The 21,973-nt window shown below is 61.4% G+C and carries 19 protein-coding genes, 3 pseudogenes and 1 riboswitch; of the genes and pseudogenes, 17 read left to right on the forward strand and 5 right to left on the reverse strand.

Annotation, left to right across the window (positions count from 1 at the left end; translation table 11 throughout):
* Window positions 1-3: 3 nt before the first annotated feature.
* Window positions 4-1,362, reverse strand: a complete 1,359-nt coding sequence (locus PSEEN_RS11915; protein WP_011533764.1) for a glutamine synthetase family protein — start codon at window positions 1,360-1,362, stop codon at window positions 4-6.
* A gap of 471 nt (window positions 1,363-1,833) precedes the next feature.
* Between PSEEN_RS11915 and PSEEN_RS11920 the strand changes: the two genes are divergently transcribed.
* From PSEEN_RS11920 to PSEEN_RS11930, 3 genes and pseudogenes are all read left to right on the forward strand, one after another.
* Window positions 1,834-2,469 carry a lytic polysaccharide monooxygenase auxiliary activity family 9 protein gene (locus PSEEN_RS11920; RefSeq protein WP_011533765.1) on the forward strand — a complete coding sequence of 212 codons (636 nt, stop codon included), beginning with the start codon at window positions 1,834-1,836 and terminating at the stop codon, window positions 2,467-2,469.
* A gap of 37 nt (window positions 2,470-2,506) precedes the next feature.
* Window positions 2,507-3,499 (forward strand): annotated as a pseudogene (locus PSEEN_RS11925) (chitinase); the annotation flags it as partial.
* 252 nt (window positions 3,500-3,751) lie between these two features.
* The gene (locus PSEEN_RS11930) at window positions 3,752-5,227 is read left to right on the forward strand and encodes an AlkA N-terminal domain-containing protein (protein WP_044488050.1); all 1,476 of its coding nucleotides are present in this window, start codon (window positions 3,752-3,754) and stop codon (window positions 5,225-5,227) included.
* Window positions 5,228-5,275: 48 nt separating this feature from the next.
* Here PSEEN_RS11930 and PSEEN_RS11935 read toward each other — a convergent pair whose 3' ends face one another.
* Window positions 5,276-5,671 carry an ACT domain-containing protein gene (locus PSEEN_RS11935; protein WP_011533768.1) on the reverse strand — a complete coding sequence of 132 codons (396 nt, stop codon included), beginning with the start codon at window positions 5,669-5,671 and terminating at the stop codon, window positions 5,276-5,278.
* Window positions 5,672-5,906: 235 nt separating this feature from the next.
* Here PSEEN_RS11935 and PSEEN_RS11940 point away from each other — a divergent pair, with 235 nt between their 5' ends.
* Together PSEEN_RS11940 and PSEEN_RS11945 are read left to right on the forward strand one after the other, a co-directional pair.
* Window positions 5,907-6,329, forward strand: coding sequence for a VOC family protein (locus PSEEN_RS11940; RefSeq protein WP_011533769.1), 423 nt, complete (start codon window positions 5,907-5,909; stop codon window positions 6,327-6,329).
* A gap of 318 nt (window positions 6,330-6,647) precedes the next feature.
* Window positions 6,648-8,045: an SGNH/GDSL hydrolase family protein gene (locus PSEEN_RS11945; RefSeq protein ID WP_011533770.1), complete on the forward strand. Its 1,398-nt coding sequence runs from the start codon at window positions 6,648-6,650 to the stop codon at window positions 8,043-8,045.
* A 31-nt stretch (window positions 8,046-8,076) separates the two neighbouring features.
* Here the strand turns inward: PSEEN_RS11945 and PSEEN_RS11950 are convergent, their stop codons facing one another.
* Entirely contained in the window at window positions 8,077-8,982 is a 906-nt protein-coding gene (locus PSEEN_RS11950) for a LysR family transcriptional regulator (protein ID WP_044488763.1), read from the reverse strand.
* A gap of 147 nt (window positions 8,983-9,129) precedes the next feature.
* Here PSEEN_RS11950 and PSEEN_RS11955 point away from each other — a divergent pair, with 147 nt between their 5' ends.
* The 6 genes and pseudogenes from PSEEN_RS11955 to PSEEN_RS11980 all read left to right on the forward strand — a co-directional run.
* A complete protein-coding gene (locus tag PSEEN_RS11955; protein WP_011533772.1) occupies window positions 9,130-9,504 on the forward strand; it encodes a c-type cytochrome in 375 nt (124 codons plus the stop codon).
* Window positions 9,505-9,852: 348 nt separating this feature from the next.
* Window positions 9,853-10,110, forward strand: a complete 258-nt coding sequence (locus tag PSEEN_RS11960) for a hypothetical protein (RefSeq protein WP_044488052.1) — start codon at window positions 9,853-9,855, stop codon at window positions 10,108-10,110.
* Between the two features lie 144 nt (window positions 10,111-10,254).
* Complete coding sequence (locus PSEEN_RS11965) at window positions 10,255-10,542, forward strand: DUF3077 domain-containing protein (RefSeq protein WP_011533774.1); 288 nt, start codon at window positions 10,255-10,257, stop codon at window positions 10,540-10,542.
* Between the two features lie 191 nt (window positions 10,543-10,733).
* Window positions 10,734-10,938: riboswitch (cobalamin riboswitch) on the forward strand.
* A gap of 93 nt (window positions 10,939-11,031) precedes the next feature.
* On the forward strand, window positions 11,032-11,769 hold the full coding sequence (locus tag PSEEN_RS27020; RefSeq protein WP_011533775.1) for a (2Fe-2S) ferredoxin domain-containing protein: 738 nt from the start codon (window positions 11,032-11,034) through the stop codon (window positions 11,767-11,769).
* A gap of 297 nt (window positions 11,770-12,066) precedes the next feature.
* Window positions 12,067-12,345: pseudogene (locus PSEEN_RS27025) on the forward strand (metalloregulator ArsR/SmtB family transcription factor).
* A gap of 29 nt (window positions 12,346-12,374) precedes the next feature.
* Window positions 12,375-13,045: pseudogene (locus PSEEN_RS11980) on the forward strand (ArsB/NhaD family transporter); the annotation flags it as partial.
* Window positions 13,046-13,122: 77 nt separating this feature from the next.
* On the opposite strand, the gene PSEEN_RS11985 reads toward PSEEN_RS11980, so the two are convergent.
* The gene (locus tag PSEEN_RS11985) at window positions 13,123-14,070 is read right to left on the reverse strand and encodes an MBL fold metallo-hydrolase (RefSeq protein ID WP_011533777.1); all 948 of its coding nucleotides are present in this window, start codon (window positions 14,068-14,070) and stop codon (window positions 13,123-13,125) included.
* Entirely contained in the window at window positions 14,067-15,761 is a 1,695-nt protein-coding gene (locus tag PSEEN_RS11990; RefSeq protein ID WP_011533778.1) for a GMC family oxidoreductase, read from the reverse strand. Before PSEEN_RS11990 ends, PSEEN_RS11985 begins: the two co-directional genes overlap by 4 nt.
* Window positions 15,762-15,947: 186 nt before the next feature.
* Between PSEEN_RS11990 and PSEEN_RS11995 the strand changes: the two genes are divergently transcribed.
* The 6 genes from PSEEN_RS11995 to PSEEN_RS12020 all read left to right on the forward strand — a co-directional run bounded on the left by PSEEN_RS11995 (window position 15,948) and on the right by PSEEN_RS12020 (window position 21,928).
* Window positions 15,948-16,874 carry a LysR family transcriptional regulator gene (locus tag PSEEN_RS11995; RefSeq protein WP_011533779.1) on the forward strand — a complete coding sequence of 309 codons (927 nt, stop codon included), beginning with the start codon at window positions 15,948-15,950 and terminating at the stop codon, window positions 16,872-16,874.
* A 146-nt stretch (window positions 16,875-17,020) separates the two neighbouring features.
* Window positions 17,021-17,815 (forward strand): class II aldolase/adducin family protein, encoded by a 795-nt coding sequence (locus PSEEN_RS12000; RefSeq protein WP_158020248.1) that lies wholly within the window; start codon window positions 17,021-17,023, stop codon window positions 17,813-17,815.
* Between the two features lie 21 nt (window positions 17,816-17,836).
* Complete coding sequence (locus PSEEN_RS12005; RefSeq protein ID WP_011533781.1) at window positions 17,837-19,288, forward strand: aldehyde dehydrogenase family protein; 1,452 nt, start codon at window positions 17,837-17,839, stop codon at window positions 19,286-19,288.
* A 149-nt stretch (window positions 19,289-19,437) separates the two neighbouring features.
* Window positions 19,438-20,175, forward strand: coding sequence for an SDR family oxidoreductase (locus PSEEN_RS12010; RefSeq protein ID WP_011533782.1), 738 nt, complete (start codon window positions 19,438-19,440; stop codon window positions 20,173-20,175).
* Window positions 20,176-20,204: 29 nt separating this feature from the next.
* Entirely contained in the window at window positions 20,205-21,104 is a 900-nt protein-coding gene (locus tag PSEEN_RS12015; RefSeq protein WP_011533783.1) for an SDR family oxidoreductase, read from the forward strand.
* Between the two features lie 50 nt (window positions 21,105-21,154).
* A complete protein-coding gene (locus PSEEN_RS12020) occupies window positions 21,155-21,928 on the forward strand; it encodes an SDR family oxidoreductase (protein ID WP_011533784.1) in 774 nt (257 codons plus the stop codon).
* Window positions 21,929-21,973: the final 45 nt, after the last annotated feature.

The following is a 21,973-nucleotide window of genomic DNA, read 5'->3' on the forward strand; positions in this document are numbered from 1 at the left end:
CGTTCAGACACTGAGTTGAAGAAACTCGCGCTCCCAGGCGCTGATCACTTGCCGGTAATGCCTGTGCTCGGTGCGTTTCACCGCGACGTAACCTTGCACGAAGCGCTCTCCGAGGTATTCCCGGAGTGCCTCGCAATGCTCCATTCGGGCCAGTGCCTCCTCGAGCGTTTGCGGTAGGCGCAGGCCGTTGTGGTCGTAGGCGCGGCCATGCACGGGAGCGCTTGGACTGACCTGTTCGAGCATGCCGAGATAGCCGCACAGCAGGCTGGCAGCCAACGCCAGGTAAGGGTTGGCGTCGGCGCCGGGCAGGCGGTTTTCCACGCGCATCGCCGTAGGTGCGGACGCAGGTACGCGCAGGCCGACGGTACGGTTCTCGGTACCCCATTCGACGTTCACCGGGGCGCAGCTGTCCGGCAGGAAACGGCGGAAGGAATTCACATTGGGCGCGAACAGCGGCAGCACGTTCGGCAGGTAACGCTGCAAGCCGCCGATGTAGTGCAGGATGCGTTCGCTCATGGCGCCGTCCGCCCCGGCGAACAGGTTGCCGCCGGTGGCCATGTCCAGCACGCTCTGGTGGATATGCATCGCGCTGCCGGGCTCATGGGCGATTGGCTTGGCCATGAAGGTCGCGCCGACACCGTGCCGGATCGCGGCCTCATGCAGGGAGCGCTTGAACACGATGAGCTGGTCAGCCAGGCGCAGTGGGTCACCGTGGCGGAAATTGATCTCCATCTGCGCGGGGCCCCCTTCGTGGATCAGGGTGTCCAGGTCCAGCCCTTGGGCTTCGCACCAGAGGTACAGATCCTCGAACAGGGGGGCGAATTCGTTGGCCGCATCGATGGAGTAACTCTGGCGACCGCGCTCGGCCCGGCCCGAGCGGCCGTCGGGGGCTTCCAGGGGCAGGTCGGGGTCGTGGCTGCGTCGGGTCAGGTAGAACTCGAGCTCCGGCGCGACCACCGGTTTCCAGCCCTTGTCGGCGTAGAGGCCGAGCACACGCTTGAGCACATTGCGCGGCGACAGTTCGATGGGCTTGCCGAAGCGGTCGAAGGTGTCGTGGATGACCATGGCGGTCGGCTCCGTCAGCCAGGGCAGAACGTAGATAGCCTGTGCGGCCGGGCGGCAGCACATGTCGACGCCGGCCTCATCCAGCAGTGCATAGAAGATCGGGTCGTCGACGAAGTCGCCGGTCACCGTCTGCAGCAATACGCTTTCGGGCAGCCGCATGCCGCCTTCCTCGAGGAACCTGGCGATGGAAGCGATCTTGCCGCGGGCGATGCCGGTGAAGTCGCTGATCATGCATTCGACTTCGGTGATGCCCTGTTGCTTGAGCTGACGTTCAAGGGGGTTGGCGGAAGTGTTCATACAAGTCTCGGCGGTTTCATGGTTCATCCGTGTGGCGCACAAGGTGATGGACGTCTTTCTGTAGGAGCCGGCTTTGCCGGCGAACACCGGCTGTGCCGGTGCCAGCCACCGCGTTGTCTGGTTCGCCGGCAAGCCGGCTCCTACAGGGGCGTCAACAGGGTATGGATTCGCGTATCAAGTTGCCGTCGAGTTTCCACCGAGCTCCGTAAATTCTTGATAAAGCGCTCTGGATAGGCACTCTCCGGGTATGGAACCAACGGATAAGCGCCGCCTGTGCCTGTAGGACTTCGGCTTCAGGTCGAGTAAGAGAATTATGGGTGTACTGGATATCCATCCAGTATTTGCGGGGTTTTCCTGTTCCCGCGTGCCCCAAAACGAAAAATGGCCCCGTGGACAGAAAATCCAGCTCGGTTAGTTTGAAGGCCTCTCCGCTGGAAACGGAGAGTTCTCAAACTAAATGGAGCTACAACGATGAACCAACCACAATCGCAATCCCCACTTCGCCACGGCCGCGTCATGTCCCCGGCCTCCCGCGGCGCCGTTGCCATCGACCTCGGCCTGCTCGGTGGCTGGCAGGTCAACGAGATGGAAGGCGGCAAGAACTTCCCGGCCCTGGTCGCCGGCCCGTTCCCCGCGCCGTTCGAGTCCGATAACCCCAGCGTCGCGCCACCCGCTGATGGCTACATCCTCAGCGGTGGCAAGGCCGATGCCCGTGACTGTGTCAACTTCACCGACGAGGAAATGAGCAAGAAGCTCAACCGCGCGTTCACCTGGCCGCTGCTGAACGTCGACCCAGGCCAGCTGTTCAAGGTGAACTGGGTGTACACCGCGCCTCACACCACCCGTGGCTACCGTTGGTTGATCACCAAGGACGGCTGGGACCCGAAACAGCGCATCACCCGTGCGCAGCTGGAAGCCAAGCCGTTCGCCGAGGACTTCTACCCGCAGGTGCCGTACTACAGCCACGCCGGTGAACTGAAGGCCAAGATCGATCACGAAGTGAAGCTGCCTTCGAACAAGAAGGGTCGTCACGTGATCGTGCTGATGTGGATCGTGGCCAACACCGGCAACGCCTTCTATCAGGCCTTCGACGTCGACTTCCAGTAAGCCGGCGGATATTCCACACGTTCTGAAGGATTAGAACATGTCTACGTTTGACTTCACCCAACTGAAAACGGCGGAGGATGCCGCCTCGAAGATGCCGAGCCTGGCCGGCAAGAAGATCCTCATGGGCTACTGGCACAACTGGCCGGCTGGCCCCGCCGATGGCTACCAGCGCGGGCAGTTCGCCAACATGAGCCTGGAGGATGTGCCACGGGACTACAACGTGGTGGCCGTGGCCTTCATGAAGGGCAGCGGTATTCCGACCTTCAAGCCCTACAACCTGTCCGACGCCGAGTTCCGTCGCCAGGTGGGCGTGTTGAACAGCCAGGGCAGGGTGGTGCTGATGTCCCTGGGCGGCGCCGATGCGCATATCGCGCTGAACCCGGGCCACGAACAGCCGCTGGCCAATGAAATCATCCGCCTCGTGGAAACCTACGGCTTCGATGGGCTGGACATCGACCTTGAACAGAGCGCGATTGACTTCGCTGCCAACAAGACCGTCCTGCCCGCCGCGCTGAAACTGGTCAAGGACCACTACGCCGCCGAAGGCAAGCACTTCATCATCAGCATGGCGCCGGAGTTCCCCTACCTGACCGCCGCTGGCCGCTACGTGCCCTACCTCAAGGCGCTGGAAGGCTACTACGACTTCATCGCGCCGCAGTTCTACAACCAGGGCGGCGATGGGCTCTGGGTCGAGGAGGCCAACAACGGTCGGGGCGCGTGGATCGCCCAGAACAACGACGCGATGAAAGAGGACTTCCTCTACTACATGACCGAAAGCCTGGTCAGTGGTACCCGCGGTTTCACCAAGATCCCGGCCGACAAGTTCGCCATCGGCCTGCCGGCCAACGTCGATGCCGCGGCCACCGGCTACGTGATCAACCCGACGGCGGTGTCCAACGCGTTCAAGCGGCTTTACGCCAAGGGCATTTCGATCAAGGGCCTGATGACCTGGTCGGTCAACTGGGACAGCGGGGTGAACAAGAACCACGTGCCCTACAACCAGGAGTTCAGCCGCCGCTACGGGCCGTTGACCAGCGGCAGCAATCCGGCTGGCGCCACGCAGGATGAGCTGCAAGCGCAGACGGCTGAGTAACACGCGATCAAGGCGACATCCGGCAGACGTGCCGGATGTGCCACGGATTTGATTGTCGAGGCCAATCAATCGCAATCCGATGCCGCAAGGCATCGGATTTTTGCCGTGATTGGCCAAACTCTCGAAGCGGCAGACCAGATGTCCGAAAATGGCGAGCCTCAGCCATGCTCAGGGCATAGGATGTCTCCCATGCCAAACACTATCGATATCCCTGAAAGCGACGCCTGCTACCTGGCCGTGAAGGCGCACGATGCCCGTTTCGACGGCGCCTTTTTCACGGCCGTGACCAGCACGGGCATCTATTGCCGGCCAGTGTGCCGGGTGAAGACGCCGCGGCGCGAGAATATCCGTTTCTACCGTCACGCCGCCCAGGCCGAGGCAGCGGGCTTCAGGCCCTGCTTGCGTTGTCGGCCGGAGCTGGCGCCGCGCGCGGTCGCCTGGAGCACCGAAGATGCTTCGCGCATCCTGGCGTTGCAGGCGGCGCGGTTGATGGACGAGCCGGAGGCCTTGAATGGCGTGGCAAGCTCGATGGTCACCCTCGCACGCCACCTGGGCGTGAGCGACCGCCACCTGCGGCGCATCTTCGAGACACACTTCGGTGTTTCGCCCCTCCAGTACCTCCAGACGCGACGGCTGCTGGCGGCCAAGCAGTTGATTGCCGACACACAACTGCCAATGACGCAGGTGGCGTTGTCCAGCGGGTTTGGCAGCGTGCGACGGTTCAACGATGCGTTCTCCCGTCACTACGGCCTGAACCCGAGCGTGTTGCGCCGCGCCAAGGGCTCGCCGGACGGGCAGGGCGTCAGCGTGCGCCTGGGCTGGCGCCCACCTTATGATGTGCAGGCCATGCTGGGCTTCCTGCGCCTGCGCGCCATACCGGGCGTGGAGTGCGTGGAGGGGCTGCAGTATTCGCGCACGTTGCGCATCGCCAGGGGGCCGCACGAGCACTGCGGTTGGCTGCGGGTGCGCTTCGACGAGGCGCATGCCCAGGTGCTGGTCACGATCAGCGAGTCGCTGGTGATCGTGCTACCGACGTTGATCAGCCGCGTGCGCGCCGCCTTCGACTTGGATGCCGATCCGCATGCCATTCACAGCGCGTTGCATGCTACCTTCCCGTCGAACGAAGGCGTGCGCGTTCCTGGGACGCTGGACGGTTTCGAGCTGGCGGTGCGCGCCGTGCTCGGGCAACAGATCACCGTGGTCGCCGCGCGCACGCTGGGCACACGCCTCAGCACCGCGTTCGGCGCACCCATCGAGGCCCCGGTGCCAGGCCTGGACCGCCTGTTCCCCACGCCGGCCGCCCTGGCGGCGGCCAGCGGCGATGTGCTCGGCCAACTGGGTATCACCCGCCAACGCCAGGCCGCGCTCAAGGCCTTGGCCGAGGCCATGGAGGAAGGGCGCCTGGTCTTGAGCCCCGGCGTGGATGTCACCGCGACCTGTGCCCAACTGCGGGCATTACCCGGGATCGGCGACTGGACGGCCCAGTACATCGCCCTGCGCGCACTGCGCTGGCCCGACGCCTTTCCGGCCGGCGACGTGGCGTTGCAAAAAGCACTGGGCGTGAGCAGTGCCAATGCCGCCACGCAAGCGGCCCAGGGTTGGCGACCCTGGCGTGGCTATGCGGTGTTGCGTGCCTGGTTGGGGTTGGCAGACACAGCACGATGACAGGCAAGGCGACCCACAAACGCGTGCGTCATGCGCAGGGTCGATCGCTTATTGGCGTGAGAGCGCGTTCAACACCGCCATGGCGTTCTGGGCGTCGTTGACGCCGACGAAGATATGGTCATGGTAATAGGCGGCCATCACATTGCAGCTGATACCGGCCTTGCCCAGCGCAGTGGCAAACGCCGCGGTCAGTCCCACGGCCTCCAGCGAGGAGTGGACGGTCAGGGTGATCCAGGCACACACGTAGCTGTAGGGCAGCTTCAGCGCATCGGCGCTGCTGCGCTGCAGAATCACGGTCCATCCTTCGCGTTCCTTGAAACTACCGACAACCTCCACGTCTGGCAGCGACATTGGGTCAATGCCGGTGACGAACACATATTCGCCGTCGTTGAGTTCGGGCTTCATGGACTGGAGCAGTTTTTCAAGCGAGGTTTCGCCGTTCATCGCGGGGATCCTGTGAGGGTGAGCGGGCAGTCTAGGGTGTTCACCAGGTGAGATTGAAATTAGCTTTGCAAGCCGGGTATTAGGGCGATTCATGAAGCATTGGCCAGCCCAGGACGCAATGTCATTCGGTTGGCGAATATCCCATGTACGGATTGTCGATTTTCATTCGAAACCTGGATGGACCAAGCTGGCCATCCACATCGGAATACATCACCGAAGCTCAGGAGGTGACAAGGTGACGGTTTTCACTATCCAGCAAATCGACCACATTGTGCTGCGCGTGCAGGACATGCAGCGCAGCGTGGAGTTCTATACCCAGGTACTGGGTTGCTCGATCAGCAAGCACAACGAAGAGCTGGCCATGATCCACCTGGCGGCTGGCGGTTCCATGATCGACCTGGTGGATATCGAAGGCCCGTTGGGCGCCAAGGGCGGTGGGGCACCCGGGAAGGAGCGACGCAACGTCGATCACTTCTGCCTGCGCGTGGAGCCGTTCGACGAGCAGGCGATTATTGCCCATCTGCAAGGGCACGGCATCTCGGTGGAAAAGGCCGCCAGCCGATACGGGGCAGAGGGGGTGGGGCTGTCGCTCTACTGCTTCGATCCTGATGGCAATCAAGTCGAGCTCAAGGGGCCGGCGGAAATCGCCAGTGCGTAACCAAACCGTCAGGATTATCCGGGGTTGATCCTCTGTAGGAGCGGCTTTAGCCGCGAAATGGGCACTGCGGTACCCGGCACCAGCGGCTCCAGCGAATGCCCTTCTTCGGTTTCATGCCTGTCGCCAACTTCTCAATCGAGGCGCGCGGCTACACTGACTTTGCAACGCTGGTAGGGAGGATCGCCTCAGTTCGACTGCCGATGGCAACAGCGTCGCCGACAACAGCCTTGATCGAAAGACTGGATTAAACAAAGGGAAGTCCGCGCAGTGTCCCTTATGAAGCACTACCTGCTTTAGCCACTGTGAGGACAGCGCGTCATGAACATCGCCAGACTCAACCCAAAGCTGATGGTCGTGGGTGACTCACTGCCCCAGGGCTGCAGAAGCCTGACCGTCAGGGCCTCGCTCTGTGCCCAGTCCTGGCCGGCGCGGCTTGCCGCTGCGCAAGGCTGGGACTTTGTTCCCCCTGATCACCCATGGGAAGTCTTGTTCGATCTCGAACAGGAAATCAGGCGACTGAACCCGATCCTCGTTGCACCGTCCGCGCTTTCCCTGGTCGGCTTGCCGGAACGCATCCTGGACAACCTGAACCTCTGGGTGGCGGCCACCCCCAAGTCCCTGCATCAATCCTTCGACAACCTCGCCATTGCCGGGAGCGAGGTTCACCATATGTACAGCGGTTCGTGGAACACGTTCTTCAGGCAAGTACAGGCGCACTTGAGGACAGATCTCGCGGCACAGCTCGACCATTTCTCCGATCTGCATATCGCGATCAACGGGCAGTATGTATTGAACCCACAGAAGGTCGCCGACTTCGATGACTTCGCTCCGCTGGACTGGGTCGAGCGGCGGCAACCGGAAATGTTGGTGGTGCACTCCGGGCACAATCATGGGCTTTTCAAGTTTGGCTTCCTGGGGAAAAACCAATCGATTACCCAGGGGGAGTACAACGGCAAGAACTACTTCCAGCAGTGGCAAGAGGTGGCTGAACGCATTGCCAGGCTTCCAGCGGCGGTCGAGCGCGTGGTGATCGTGCTGCTGCCCAAGGTCAGTGCGGTTGCCGCATTACAGCCTGTATCCGACCTGCGTGAAGATGGCTACCCCGAGGCCTACCGTGTCCGTTTGCTACCAACGTCGTTGAAGATTGACCGCAGTGTCGTTGTCCAGGCCGACGCACAAGTCCGTGAGGTCAACTCAACAATACGAGACCTGTTTATCGAGGCCGCGAACGCAACGCAAACGGCACACCGTCTGGTGTTTGTGGATACCTACCAGGCATTTGATGCAATCGACTATAAAAACCGGTTGAATGAGACGGCCCGTGTCAGGGTGAATGCCAGCCAGTTCATCGATAATCGTTATCTCGACGGCGAGTTGGACTTCGCGGCCCCGCAGGGTAAACGACTCAAGGCCGGTGGCTACCTGAGCATCGATGGCATGCATCCCAGTGGTGCGGGGTATGCCGATCTCGCCTGCCGGGTCATGGCCGAGCTCAACTTGCCCCATGACCGGGATGCAATCATGCAGCACGCGTTCGACCAGGATCGGTTGCTCAGCAACTACCCATTGGAACTGGATGCGCTCCTGAACTATGTCGATGTGCTCAGGCCCTTCAACGACGCCAATTGGTTCGCCACCGATTCGCCGGATCGGCTGAGAGACCATACGCATTTCAGCCAGGCCATCAAACAGCTGGCCAAGCTCTTCACGCAATAATCGGGGCTTGGCTCAGTGCGTTTTCCAACCGTCAGGTGCCTTGGCTGCAAGCCAGGATCGCGTCCCTGATCCAGCGGTTCGCCGGGTCTGCATCCTTGCGCGAGTGCCAGGCTTGCTGGTACGACAGCACCGGCAGGCCCAGCGGGGCATCGAAGGTGCGCAGCGTCGGGTAGCGGTCGAGGTCCCGCACCGCCCAACTCGCCACCGTCAGGATGAGGTCGGTGCCGGCGATGAGTTCGATGGCGGCGCTCCAGTGCGGCAGCGCCACGGCGATCCTGCGCCGTACCCCCATTCGCGCCAGCACGCGCTCGATTTCGTCATTGGCATCGGGGCGCAGGGCGAGCATGACGTGCGGGCGCTCCAGCCACTCCTCGAGCGACAGGCAGCCGCATGCCGGCAGGGCGCTTTCATCGGCCAGGCTGACGAAGTGTTCGGGGAACAACTCCTGCACCCGCACGCCTTGGGGGTATTCCGGGAAAATGCCCAGCGCCACGTCGAGCTCGCCATCCGCCAGTTGGGCCATCATGGTCTCCCGGCTGGCCTGGCTGACGGCCAGGTCCACCCCGGGTGCGACGCGGCGAACATGACGAACCAGCCTGGGCAGCACACGGCGCGCAGCGTAGTCGGAAAGTGACAAGCGAAAGCGCGCCTGGGATTGGCCCGGGTCGAAATCGGAAGCCCCCAGCAGATCATTGAGATGCCTCAGGGACTGCTCGAGCGGCCCCAGCAGGCTTTGCGCGCGGGCGGTCAGCACCAGCTGGCCGTCACGGCGGATCAGCAAGGGGTCGTCGAAGTGAACGCGAAGTTGGGCCAGGGCATGGCTGACGGCGGGCTGGCTCTTGTGCAGGCGCACCGACGCACGGGTCACGTGCCGTTCCAGCAACAGCGCGTGGAGGGTCAGCAGGAGGTTGAGGTCGATCCGTCGTAGTGCTTCCAGCATGTGCTCGATTCTGTCCGATGCGTCGGGGCAGGGTAGCAACATGTCGAAGGGGATGACAGCTGCGGCACTTATGGATGGCGCGGTCGGGTAGTGGCGTGTGATGCTGGTATCAAATGGACTTTGAGCCGTGGAGGCAGCTTGGGAATGAATGTTTCACGTATCGCGATGCTGGGGTTCTTGTCACTGCTGCAAACGCCGCTGTCCTTGGCGGAAAACACCAACGGGAAAAACCTCTTCGTGCAGCGGTGTGCCGTGTGCCATGGCGCGGATATCAAGGGGACGGGGCCGTTGGCCAAAAAGAGCAACCCGCCAACGCCGGACCTTACCAGCGCTGCATTCAAGAAGCGCTTGAACGACTATCCAGGCGTTATCGTGTCTTCGGTCATCCTTCGCCCAAATGGAAACCTGATTCCGAAAACGCTGCAGGAGAATGGGGTGAAGATTGCGCCGCATGCCTGGAGCGTCAAAGATTTTCGCGATCTGCATGAATACATGAGTGGCGTGATTTCGAGGAAATGAAAAGCTGGGGATGAAGTCCTACATGGGCTAATCAGACTTTCCCCATTTCACGTAGGGCGTTTCCCAAGCATGCTTTGAGCACTTTTGCGCTATCGAAGTGACGGCTAGTCTCGCCGGGTCGTTGCCAAATCAACGACCGGGCCTGCAAGCCCGTCCGCAAAAGATTCACTGCCAATACAGCAACCTGTAATCGTGTTGCTTGTTGTGTCATGGCGGCTGCGTATGGGAGGCCTTTGGGCCTGCCGGTTTTCTCTTTTGCGCCGGTCTTGCAGACCTGTACGTAGCTGCCACCCTATCCATTGCAAGGGTGGCGTGGTGGCTTTGATCCCATGCAAAAGAGGATTCACCATGCTCAAGATCGTGCCGGATCCACCGGCTCCAACCGAATCTCCCCATTTCCTCGAAGACACGCTGGTGAGTGCCACTGAGTACGTCATGTGCGCGCTGGCGGTCACTCATCAGTCCTTGACCCACCTGCCCAAGTCACCGGCCACGCTGGTGATGCTGACAGTCATGCACGAGCTCGATGCCACCCACACGCTGCTGGAGTCGGCATTGGCTCAGCTACAGATGAGCGCCCGGCCGCCGTCCTACACGCTGCACTGACAGCCCTTCGCTGGCCCCTGTAGGAGCGGCTTCAGCCGCGATGCAGACACCGCGGTACCTGGCACCAGCGTTGCTGGTGATCGCGGCTGAAGCCGCTCCTACAGGTAGCTCGGTCACCCCTTCAACGCTTCAGAGGAATCGCGAATGGACAACGAAATCCCAGCAGACCACGGCCAACTCGGTTGGACCGTCGGCACGTGCACGTTCATGGAAGGTGCTACCAAAGGCACCCGCTTGTTCCGCGTAGAACCCGGTAACTGCGCCAACCACGCCATGGAACAAGCCTCCGTGCTGCTCGACAGCGCCCGCCGCGCATCATTCATTGGTGTGATGGACAACGAACCGGTGCTGGTCTGGGCGTCGCACTACCTCAGTGATATGGCCAAGGCGTTGATGGACGATGCGCATATGGGGATATTGAAGAAAGTCTGAAATGGCAACCCAGCCACGGCGTTTCAAATAGGTGCGCAACCTCGGGGAATCGATGCCTTCGTCTGGTGATTAGCCCGGCTGTGCCGGGCATCGCCAGCAAGGCTGGCGCCTACGGTTCTTGGTGCAGCATTGGCCTCTGTGGGAGTGCCGGGCCCGGTTCATCACCTTGACGCGCACCGCACCGAATGTTCACATGCCGCCCAGTTTCAGGTGCCCCAAGTCGCCGCGCTTGGGGTGAAACGGGAAACCGGTACGCGCTTAGCGCCAGTCCGGTGCTGCCCCCGCAACGGTATGCGAGTGATGCCCTCAATCAGACCACTGTGGCCAGCCGGCCATGGGAAGGCGAGGGCATCCAGCCTCGCGAGCCCGGAGACCGGCCTGGAATCTTTTGGCGACAATCCTGCGGTGGGCAGGCATGGGCCGGTCTGGGCCCATGCTCGATGCCTGCCTGTGCGTGCTTCTGCGAAATTCACTTCGAGAGAGCATGTGATGACTTACCAGCGCGTCTTGTTTGTCGGGCCAGGCCTTGCGGGCGGTTCAGCGGCCGAGGCCTTCGGCGCGGAACTCTGCCAACTGCGGGGCGAAACCGCACGGGACGATGTCATTGACACCCTGGACGGGTTCGAGGGCTTGTGGGCGGTCTTGCGCAAGGCCTTCGCCGACGGGCTGGAGTGCGTGTTGGTGGTGGACCTGGAACCCACCTCCGACGGCGCCTACCTGGACTGGCTGCGCGATGAACTGGGGTGCATCGCGCGTGAACATGGGCATCAACCGCAGGTCTGGGTTACCGCGCAAGCGTTGGGGCGCCGTGGCCTGGATGCGCGAATGGCCTGTGCGAGCATCGAGGACCCCACACGGCACCTCGCCTGTGATCAGGTCAATGCAGTGGCCGCCGACCCCGACTGGTCGAGCATCCCGGATCATGCACGCCAGGTGTTCCTCTGCACCGGCCCGCGTTGCGTCCGGCGAGGCGCCTTGCCGTTGTGGAAGCAGCTGCGCCGCGAGTTGCTTCAGCGGCAACTGATCGAGGTGCCGGGTGGCGTGCTGCTGACGCGCACGGCTTGCCAGTTCCCCTGCAACCTGGGGCCGGTGCTGACGGTGTATCCCGACGCTTGCTGGTATCGGGTGCGCGACAATGAAGAGGTGCAACGCCTGGTCGAGGTGCACTTGTCGGGTGGCGAGGTCGCGACCGAGCTGCTGGTTCACGGGCGAGAGTTCAATAGGTAGGGAAGGGCTGTTCGCCTCCAACACAGATGGTTCTATGCCCGCTTTCGACCCTTTGCAGCCGTTCGAGGTGTCTACGAAACCGATGTCGATTCAGTTCGACATCTTTCGAGGCCGCAGGACTCATTCATAGGACACCTGAAAACGAACTCACTGACGTCCGTGGAAGCGAGTTACCTGTAGTGACTCCGAGTTCATGTCGCCAAGCCCCTTCACCATGTAGACCGCAGACGTCGGGCAGAGGCTGTTGAACTCCTCCGAACTGGAAATTGCCTTTGGGGCTTGGGATCTGTCTCCCGGATGACCCTGCTGACCGCCCGTGAAGGCGAACTCTGTGTCTGCGAACTTACCCACGGCCGGAGCTGAGCCAGCCGAAGATCTCCCGGCAGCGAGGCTGGATTCCTGATAGATCGCCGCAAGGGTCAATGGGTGTACTACCGACTGCATCCCGAACTGCCGCAATGAGTGGACGCGATGCTCAAGGGAGTAGTCGATGCCAACCAGGAATGGTTGAGCCCCGATGCGTTGCGCCTTGCCGAAATGGGCGGGCGGCCGCAGAACCCTGTTGCTTGTACTTGAGACTTCCCTTCGCTGATTGAGTTGTAGTCATGCTAATCGCATTTTTGATTTTCCTGGTGACGATCGTTCTCGCCATCTGGCAGCCCAAAGGCCTGGGCGTGGGCTGGAGCGCCGCACTGGGGGGGCGTCGTGGCGCTGCTGGCGGGTTTTTGTGAGCCTTTCCGATATCCCCGTGGTCTGGCAGATCGTCTGGAACGCTACCGCCATTTTCATCGGCGTCATCATCATCATCAGCCTGCTGCTGGATGAGGCGGGGTTCTTCGAGTGGTCGGCATTGCACGTGGCCCGCTGGGGCGATGGCAGCAGCCGCTATCTGTTCGCCTTTATCATCCTGCTGGGCGCCGGCGTCTCGGTGGTGTTTGCTAACGACGGTGCGGTACTAATCCTGACCCCGATCGTCATCGCCATACTGCTGGCCCTGCGCTTCTCCCCGGCAGCGACGCTGGCATTCGTCATGGCGGCGGGCTTCATCGCCGATACCGCGAGCTTGCCGCTAGTGGTGTCCAACCTGGTGAACATGGTTTCCGCCGACTACTTTGGCATTGGATTCAGCGAGTACGCCTCGGTCATGGTGCCGGTGAGCCTGGCCAGCATCGCCGCCACCCTGTGAATGCTGCTGTGGTTCTTCCCCAAGCACCTGCCGCGTACTTATGAATTCGACCAACTGAAGGCACGAAGCGCTTCCAGAAGTCGCTCAACGGTAAGTGGTCGACCAGGTGCCGCGAGAGACGCAGCAGATATGCAGCTCCGTCTCTCGGTTGAGCACGGATGTGCCGGTTAGTGGGTCAAGAACCTGATGCCGAAAGTGCCGGCGTCATCGACGATATGACCGGCATGAGGGGCCTCGAAATGGCCGGGCAAGAGAAGTGCGCCATGCTGTTCGCAGAACGAGAGCAGGTCGTGACGGCTACGCGCGGCCAGCGCAGGGTCTTCGCAAACTTTGCTGCTCCACTGCCAGAATGGAATTTGGATCGGCGAGTGCAGCATGTCGCCGCTAAACACACCACGTGCGCCCCGGGAGGAAAGTTCGATCCGCACATGCCCGGGCGAATGACCCGGTGCATGGCGGATGAGAAAGGTATCATCCAGTTCATAGGTGTCGGCGAACATCACACTCTGACCTGCCTCGATCACCGGCAGAACACTGTCGTTGTACATGGGCGCAAACCAGGCGGGGCCGGCGGCACCTTCGCCGCGAATGGCGCGCAGCAAGTGGTCGTGCTCGACCTGTGAGATCACATAGCGGGCATTTGGAAAGGTCGGTACCCAGACGCCGTTGACCAGTTGGGTGTTCCAACCGACATGATCGGCATGTAGGTGGCTGCACATAACGTAATCGATGTCCTGAGGCTGGATGCCCAGTGTTCGCATCCTGTCCAGGTAACGTGTGCAAAGACGATGCATTTCCGGCAGGCCGGGGCGCTCTTTGTGGTTGCCGATGCAACTGTCTATAAGCACAGTATGGCGGCCGGTGCGTACGATCCAGCTGTGCACCGGCATCGGAATGCGACCGCTTTCCGGATCGTAATGGGTTGGAGCTAACCAGTGCTCATGGGCTGCCACGCGCTGGCGGTCGAAGTCCGGCAGCCAGCTTTGCGCGGTTTCGCCCAGCAGCGAAGTGTCGTACAAGCGAATCACCTCGACCTCGCCCAAGCCGATACGGAAGACGTTGCGGTCATGCTGGATGATGTGTGCGCCATGGGGACGCTTACAGTTGTGGGTCATTGCAAGCTCCTGGCAGATTGACGCGAGGTAAGTGGGGAACTGGCCGGCTGCTGTTCGCGTAGTGAGGCCTTGCCCGCAATAAAATCGGCAGCGCGCTCGGCCATCATCATGATCAGCGCGTTGGTAGGGCCCCGGATGATACGCGGAATGGCAGAGCCATCGACCACTCGCAATGCCCTCACGCCTCGCACACGCATCTGATTGTCGAGCACCGCTTGCGGATCTTCATCAGGCCCCATCCGGCAGGTACCGACCGGGTGATGCAGGGTGATGGCTTGGCTGCGGATGAAGGAGTCGACCTCGGTGTCGCTTTGGAGCCCGAGACCGGGCGCGAGCTCTTCGGCGATGAAGGCTTCAAGACCTGGTTGTGCGCCGATCTCGCGCATGCGCCTGAACATCTGGCGTACAGCGATGCGGTCGTTCTCGCTGGTTAGGAAATGCTGCTGAATGCAAGCTGGTTGCTCGGGGTCGGCCGACTGCAGTGTGACCTGGCCGCGGCTTTCAGGAGTCAGGTAAACCCCTTTGATGGCGAAGGCATCGCAATAAGCCTGCTTGAACGGCTCAAGATAGGGCGCTGCGTTCATCGGTCCGGCTGCCAGGATCAGTTGTACGTCGGGATGCGCGAGGTCTGCTTGGCTGCGAATAAGCCCCACCGCCGCAGCGGGTATTCGACTGGAGAAGCCGTTGCCGCCAAGCAGTGTACGCAGGACATCTAGGACAATTCTGTCGGCGCGCATCATGCGGTGTAACGGGCCGGGAGTGCGCCGCCGCCAGCGGAGATCGAAGACAATATGGTCGTGCAGGTTGCTGCCCACACCCGGCAGGTCCACCAAGCTTTCGATACCATGCGCCTGCATTTGTTCAGCAGGGCCGATGCCCGACAGCATCAGCAATTGTGGCGAGTTGATTACCCCGCCGCAGAGGATGACCTCTCTGCGGGCCTCTGCACGATGTAGCTCGCCGTTGCGGGCATATTCGACCGCGACGGCACGCGGCGTGGCTTGGTCGTTGTCGAATAGAATGCGTCTGGCTAGTGCGCCGGTCACTAGGGTGACATTGCCACGGGCCAAGGCCGGGCGCAGGTAAGCGACTGCCGCGCTGCAGCGGAGTCCATTGCGAATGGTGGCCTGCATCGGTCCGAAACCTTCATTTGAGGCTCCATTGTAGTCGGGGTTTTCGGGATAGCCGCATGCCCGTGTCGCTGCTAGGAATCCATCGATCAAGGGGTCCTGATAGTCGAGCCGGCCAACCGTCAGCGGACCGCAGCCCCCGCGCAAGGCGCTTTCGCCCCCTTCCCAGCTTTCGCTGCGCTTGAAATAGGGCAGCACATCATCATAAGTCCAGCCCTCCAGGCCCAGCTCATTAGCCCAGCCGTCATAGTCCTCCCGCGCTCCCCGAGCATAAGCCATGCCATTGATCGATGAGGATCCACCGACTACCTTGCCCCGGGCACATTCGATCCGGCGGCCTTGCATGCTGGCTTCTGGCTCGGTGAAGTACCCCCAGTCGAACAGCCGGTTCTTGAGGATCACGCCCCAGGTCAGCGGTACCTTGATGTAGGGGGAGCGGTCCTGGCCACCTGCCTCGAGCACCAGGATGCTCACCTGCGAATCTTCGCCTAGGCGATAAGCGAGGGCGCATCCGGCGGAGCCGGCGCCGACGATCACGTAGTCGTAACTGGAGAATTTCATTTCAGCACCTCGCAATAGGTGACTGTACGTTCCCATGGCCGGGAGAGGGTGGGAGTCAGAGAAACCATTTTGTCTCCTGTTAGGCAGGCTTGTTGTTGGTTACGGAGATCATGAGTAATGCAAATCATACCTTCAAATACGTATTACACTTTGTTCGGATAGCCATTCGGATATAGGAGTGCAGCCGTGCGTGGTTTTGATTCGTATCTCACATTCCAGAAGCTTGAGGTGTTTTGCACCGTTGTCGAGTTGGGCAGCGTAACCCGAGCCGCGGACCGGTTATGCATAGCCCAGCCGGTGGTCACTGCCCATGTACGCAGCATGGAGGCTCGGCTGGGCTATGCCCTGGTTAGGCGTTCGGGCCGCAACATCGCGTTGACCGAGGCGGGCGAGCGCATTTATCGGTGGGCGGCGGAGGTTATTACGCGTACCCGCGAGGTGGAGCGCGAGTTGGCGGGACTGGAAAGTGGCGAAATGGGCAATGCTGTGGTGGCTACGTCAATGTCGGTGGGGTCCTATGCGTTGCCGCCGCTGCTACTGGACTTCCACCGGCTGCATCCCGACGGGCTGGTGACGGTAGATATCTCTAATCCGCAGGGTGCTGTCGATGCCACGCGTATGGGGGCATGCGATTTCGCGGTAATTCTCTTAGCTGTTGGACAGGATCTTGATGGCTTGACGACTTTGCCCTTGTGGGAAGACGACCTAGTGCTGGTGTGCTCGCCCAGCAGCCCATGGGCAAACTTGCCGCTGGCCGATCTCGACGTGCACCAGATGCCTTTCGTCAGCACGCCGCGCAATATGCCGCGTAGAGAATTGGAGGAGTCATTGCTGCGTCGACAGGGGTTTGAGCAGCGGCGAGTAGTCATCGAGCTAGGCCATCCGGAGGCCATGAAGCATGCGGTGCGACAGGACGTCGGCGTGAGCTTCATGTTCGCCTCGGCGGTGCGCGCCGAAATTGCCCGTGGCGAGCTGCAGGTGCTGGCACGCCCCGATCTATCCATGAAGGTACCGATCTATCTGGTGCACCGCGAGGACAAGCGCTTCTCAGCTTTCCAGACTCAATTGGTCCAGTTCATTCTCAGCCGTGCGGTGCCGGGCTCCACGTCCTGATCTCATAGTCATCTGGCTATGGTTGGTTGTGGCAATAGCTAATGGATATATGGTAAGGCCGCTCCTAATCTACGAGTGTGTATGGCGAGCCAGCCAGGTCATGAAGGCTCGCACTGAAGCCTAACCACTCAGGGAACATGCCTACCATGCTTAACCATTCTTGCCAGACCCATGGCAGCGCAGCGTTTGCTAACGATTCTGGGCATATCGGCATCACACCGGATCCCGCGCTGATCGAAGACCTGGTTCGTGCCAACCATATTCTGTTCGATCAGGGCATTGTCGATGCCTTCGGTCATGTCAGCGTCCGTCACGACAAAGATCCCGAACGATTCCTGCTGGCGCGCAACATGGCCCCAGGTACCGTGCGCCCCGAAGATATCGTCCAGTTCACCATGGACGGAGCGCCGGTTGATGCCGGCGGACGAGCGGTCTATCTCGAGCGTTTTATCCATGCAGAGATTTATCGGCTGCGCCCTGACGTGCAGGCGATTGTCCATAGCCATTCACCTACCGTCCTGCCGTTTAGTGTCTCGCGTGCTGTTGCGCTGCGACCGGTATGCCACATGAGCGGCTTCCTGGGGGCGGGTGCACCGGTTTTCGAGATCCGCGAGAGCGGCGGCGATGCAACCGATCTGCTGGTGCGTAACAACGCCCTTGGCGCGGCGCTGGCCCGCAGCCTGGGCGACGCGTCATTCGTGCTGATGCGTGGGCATGGCTCTACGGTGGTGGCACCGACCCTTAAGCAGGCCGTGTACCGGGCCGTATATGCCGAGGTCAACGCACGCATGCAGATGGAGGCGCTGAACCTGGGTGATGTGGTCTACCTAAGTGAAGAGGAGGCGGCCACCGCCTGCGCCAACATCGAGACCCAGGTCGACCGGCCATGGGAATTGTGGAAAAAGCGTGTGCAACGCCTGCACGCTTCCGATGTCCATTGAGCGACTGGAGAGGATGGGAGCATGCAAGACTCATTGATCACTGGGCGCCTGCTGATCGACGGCGAGCTGGTCGAGAGCGAAGGAGCAGGCTGGGTGGAATCGATAAATCCCGCCAACGAACAGGTCATTGGCCGCGCGCCCGCCGGTACTCGACGGGATGTTGAGCGGGCGGTGGATGCTGCCCGCCGTGCGTGGCCGGCCTGGGCCGAGCGTACCGGTGAGGAGCGCGGCGAGCTGCTGCGCACCTTCGGCGAGCGTATCCAGGCGCGTGCCGAGGAGCTGTCTCGGATCGAGGTGCTGGATTCGGGCAATACCTACTCTCCTACCCTGGCCAGTATGCACGAGACCGTGCGTAGCCTGCGTTACTATGCGGGTCTGATACACGGGCTGCACGGCGAAACGATTCCCGCCACTGGCAGACATCTGCACATGACGGTGCATGAGCCATATGGCGTGGTTGGCCGTATCGCCGCGTTCAACCACCCGGCAATGTTCTCTGCTGCGCGCACCGCCTCGGCACTGGTGACCGGGAACACGGTTGTGGTCAAGCCCCCGGAAACCTCGCCGTTGTCAGTGCTGCTGCTGGGAGAAATCGCGCGGGAAGTGTTGCCGCCCGGCGTATTCAACATCGTCAACGGCACTGGCCAAGAGGTTGGCGATGCATTGGTGCGTCACCCCGAGGTCAAGCGCATTGCGCTTATCGGCTCGGTACCGACTGGCATGGCGATCCAGCGCAGCGCCGCGCAGGTCGGGATCAAGCACGTGACCCTGGAGCTGGGCGGCAAGAACCCAATGATAGTGTTCCCCGACGCTGATCTCGATGCCGCAGCCGACAGTGCGGTACGCGGAATGAACTTCTCCTGGCAGGGGCAATCTTGCGGCTCCAATTCGCGGCTGCTGGTCCACGAATCGATTTACGAAGCCCTGCTGCAGCGCGTCGTCGAGAAGGTGGCGGCGATAAAAGTGGGCGACCCCATGGCCTTGGATACTGGCATGGGGCCGATCAACTCAGCCAAGAGCTATGCCCATGTGATGAGCTTCCTTGACCCGGCGCAGACGAAGGGGGCTCGCCTGATGACCGGCGGCCGCCGCCCGACAGGCGCGGCCTTCGCCAAGGGCTTCTGGGTCGAACCGACTGTTTATGCCGACGTTCTCCCCGGTATGCGGCTATGGCGCGAGGAAGTCTTTGGGCCGGTGCTATCGGTCAGCAAATGGCGCGGCTTTGAGCAAGTTATCGACATGGCCAACGACACCGAGTATGGACTGTCCGCCGCCATCTGGACCCGGGATATCCAACAGGCATTCGATACTGCCCGCCGGGTGCGGGCTGGTAGCGTCTTCATCAACGGCAGCAACACCCATTTTCTCGGCGTGCCCTGGGGCGGTTTCAAGAACAGCGGCGTGGACAGGGAAGAGGGCATTGAGGAGCTGTACAGCTACGTGGAGAAGAAGGTCATCAACGTCATGCTGTAAACGTTTGATGTACTGACAGGCCCGGCGCAGCGAGGCGCGGGCGTCACGGTTGTCGAGGGACCAACTGTAACGGAAATGGCGCTGGCCCATGAGGGCGCGGTTCGCCCTCTGGTGCCTGCACGACACTGACCCAGCAAGAGGTTTCTTTCATGAGCGAAACAAACAAAGTCGCGTTGATCACTGGATCATCGCGCGGGATCGGTGCGGCCCTGGCCCAGCGCCTGGCTGGCGAAGGTTTCCGGGTAGTTGTGAACTACGCCGGCAGCGCCGGCCCGGCCGCGGCAGTGGTCGCCTCCATTGAGGCTGCCGGTGGTCAGGCTCTGGCCATTCAGGCTGATGTGGCAGATCCAGTGGCGGTTGGAGTGATGTTTGAAGAAGTTGAGAGAGCGTTCCAGGGCATCGACGTAGTCGTCAACTGTGCCGGCGTAATGCAGCTGGCCAGCGTTGCCGACAGCGACGACCAACTGTTCGATCGCACGGTGGCCATCAACTTCAAGGGCACTTTCAATGTCTGCCGTGAAGCCGCGCGACGTCTGCGCGACGGTGGCCGGATTATCAACTTCTCATCCAGCGTGATCGGGATGCGTAGCCCTACCTACGGCGTCTATATCGCCACCAAGGCGGCCGTGGAGGGGTTGACTCAGGTGCTCGCCCAGGAAATGCGCGGGCGCGGCATTACTGTCAATGCGGTGGCGCCAGGGCCTGTGGCCACTGCGCTGTTTCTTGACGGTAAGAGCCCGGAACTGATCGAACGCATGTCCCGAGTCGCGCCGCTGGAGCGCCTCGGTGAACCCGGGGATATCGCTGAAGTGGTCGCATTCCTCGCAAGTACACAAGGGGGCTGGGTTAACGGACAGGTCGTGCGAACCAATGGCGGCCTATGCTGAGCGGCAACACTGAATAGAAGGAGCCTTTCATGAAACAGATCGTTCTGGTAACCGGCGCATCGAGCGGCTTCGGTCTGCTCAGCGCCCAGCGACTGGCTCAAGCGGGCCATACCGTTTACGCTTCGATGCGGGAAACCCAGGGGCGCAATGCGCCGCGGGTGACCGAAATCGCGGCCTATGCACAAACGCATGGCGTAGATTTGCGCACCGTCGAGCTCGACGTGCAATCGCAAGCGTCTGTGCAGGCCGGCATAGACAAGGTCGTGTCGGACAATGGCCGGCTCGATGTAATCGTCCACAACGCGGGGCATATGGTGTTCGGCCCCGCCGAAGCCTTTACCCCCGAACAGTACGCGCAACTTTACGACATCAATGTGCTGTCGACCCAGCGCGTGAATCGCGCGGCATTGCCTTATATGCGTAAGCAGGGGCGCGGGCTGCTGGTATGGGTGTCGTCGTCCTCGGCTCGTGGCGGTACGCCGCCGTTCCTGGCGCCATACTTCGCCGCTAAGGCAGCGATGGATTCCCTCGCCGTTTCCTATGCTTGCGAGGTTTCACGCTGGGGCATCGAGACCTCGATCGTGGTGCCCGGCGCGTTTACCAAAGGCACCAATCATTTCGCCCATGCCGGCAGTCCTGCCGACGCGGCGGTTAAGGCGGCCTACGACACGGGGCCCTATGCCGACGTGGCGGTCAAGTCCCTGGAGGGTCTGGCAGCACAGGAGCCGGAAGACGCCGACGCTTCGTCCGTCGCGGTGGCCATCAACGAGATCGTCGATGCGCCCTTCGGAAAACGGCCGTACCGGGTGTACGTCGACCCAGCGCAGGATGGTGCAGAGGAAGTATTTCGGGTTGGTGATCGGATCCGTCGCGAGATGTTCCGCACGATTGGTCTTCAGGATCTGCTCAAGCCTCGCATCAACGTATGACCTTCGATCACCCTGCCCCCTAAGTTAAGCTTCGCAACAGGAGAGATACCATGACCGACCACAGCATCAATGGCAAGATCGTCATCATCGCCGGCGGCGCCAAGAATCTCGGTGGCCTCATCGCACGCGATCTTGCTGCGCACGGCGCGAAGGCCGTCGCCATCCACTACAACAGTGATTCAACAAAGGCTGAGGCCGATGCTACGATCGCTGCGATCAAGGCTGCGGGTGCCCAGGCGGTGGCGTTCCAGGCCGACCTAACCCGTGCCGGGGCCATGGAAAAGCTGTTCGCCGATGTGGTTGACGCCGTCGGCCGTCCCGACATTGCCATTAACACGGTGGGTAAGGTACTCAAGAAACCAATCGTTGACATTAGCGAAGCTGAGTACGACCAGATGAGCGATGTCAACGCCAAGTCGGCATTCTTCTTCCTCAAGGAGGCCGGCAAGCACCTCAATGATAACGGCAAGATCTGCATGCTGGTTACCGCCTTGCTGGGGGCCTATACCCCATACTACGCCGCGTATGCGGGCACCAAGGCTCCAGTGGAGCATTTCGTGCGGGCAGCGTCCAAGGAGTTGGGTGAGCGGGGGATTTCGGTCACCGCGATCGGCCCAGGTCCGATGGACACACCGTTCTTCTATCCAGAGGAGGGTGCCGATGCAGTGGCGTACCACAAGACGGCCGCCGCGCTGTCGAATTATTCGCGCACGGGCTTGACCGACATCGAGGACATCGTTCCATACATTCGCTTCATGGTGTCCGAAGGGTGGTGGATGACCGGGCAGACAATTCTTGTAAACGGCGGTTATACCACCAAGTGAGCTAACGGAGGCCGCTTCCCCATGGGGGAAGCGGTCTTGTCCTGC

Origin of the sequence: Pseudomonas entomophila L48, assembly GCF_000026105.1 — a bacterium.
Lineage (GTDB): Bacteria > Pseudomonadota > Gammaproteobacteria > Pseudomonadales > Pseudomonadaceae > Aquipseudomonas > Aquipseudomonas entomophila.

Bases quoted from the DNA above. Each gene is read 5' to 3' on its own strand.
- PSEEN_RS11945 (WP_011533770.1), top strand. From the start codon at position 6,648: ATGAACATCGCCAGACTCAACCCAAAGCTGATGGTCGTGGGTGACTCA.
- PSEEN_RS12000 (WP_158020248.1), top strand. From the start codon at position 17,021: ATGCTTAACCATTCTTGCCAGACCCATGGCAGCGCAGCGTTTGCTAAC.
- PSEEN_RS27020 (WP_011533775.1), top strand. From the start codon at position 11,032: ATGACTTACCAGCGCGTCTTGTTTGTCGGGCCAGGCCTTGCGGGCGGT.
- PSEEN_RS12010 (WP_011533782.1), top strand. From the start codon at position 19,438: ATGAGCGAAACAAACAAAGTCGCGTTGATCACTGGATCATCGCGCGGG.
- PSEEN_RS12015 (WP_011533783.1), top strand. From the start codon at position 20,205: ATGAAACAGATCGTTCTGGTAACCGGCGCATCGAGCGGCTTCGGTCTG.
- PSEEN_RS11960 (WP_044488052.1), top strand. From the start codon at position 9,853: ATGCTCAAGATCGTGCCGGATCCACCGGCTCCAACCGAATCTCCCCAT.
- PSEEN_RS12005 (WP_011533781.1), top strand. From the start codon at position 17,837: ATGCAAGACTCATTGATCACTGGGCGCCTGCTGATCGACGGCGAGCTG.
- PSEEN_RS11935 (WP_011533768.1), bottom strand. From the start codon at position 5,671: ATGAACGGCGAAACCTCGCTTGAAAAACTGCTCCAGTCCATGAAGCCC.
- PSEEN_RS11915 (WP_011533764.1), bottom strand. From the start codon at position 1,362: ATGAACACTTCCGCCAACCCCCTTGAACGTCAGCTCAAGCAACAGGGC.
- PSEEN_RS11920 (WP_011533765.1), top strand. From the start codon at position 1,834: ATGAACCAACCACAATCGCAATCCCCACTTCGCCACGGCCGCGTCATG.
- PSEEN_RS11955 (WP_011533772.1), top strand. From the start codon at position 9,130: ATGAATGTTTCACGTATCGCGATGCTGGGGTTCTTGTCACTGCTGCAA.
- PSEEN_RS11965 (WP_011533774.1), top strand. From the start codon at position 10,255: ATGGACAACGAAATCCCAGCAGACCACGGCCAACTCGGTTGGACCGTC.
- PSEEN_RS11930 (WP_044488050.1), top strand. From the start codon at position 3,752: ATGCCAAACACTATCGATATCCCTGAAAGCGACGCCTGCTACCTGGCC.
- PSEEN_RS11985 (WP_011533777.1), bottom strand. From the start codon at position 14,070: ATGACCCACAACTGTAAGCGTCCCCATGGCGCACACATCATCCAGCAT.
- PSEEN_RS12020 (WP_011533784.1), top strand. From the start codon at position 21,155: ATGACCGACCACAGCATCAATGGCAAGATCGTCATCATCGCCGGCGGC.
- PSEEN_RS11990 (WP_011533778.1), bottom strand. From the start codon at position 15,761: ATGAAATTCTCCAGTTACGACTACGTGATCGTCGGCGCCGGCTCCGCC.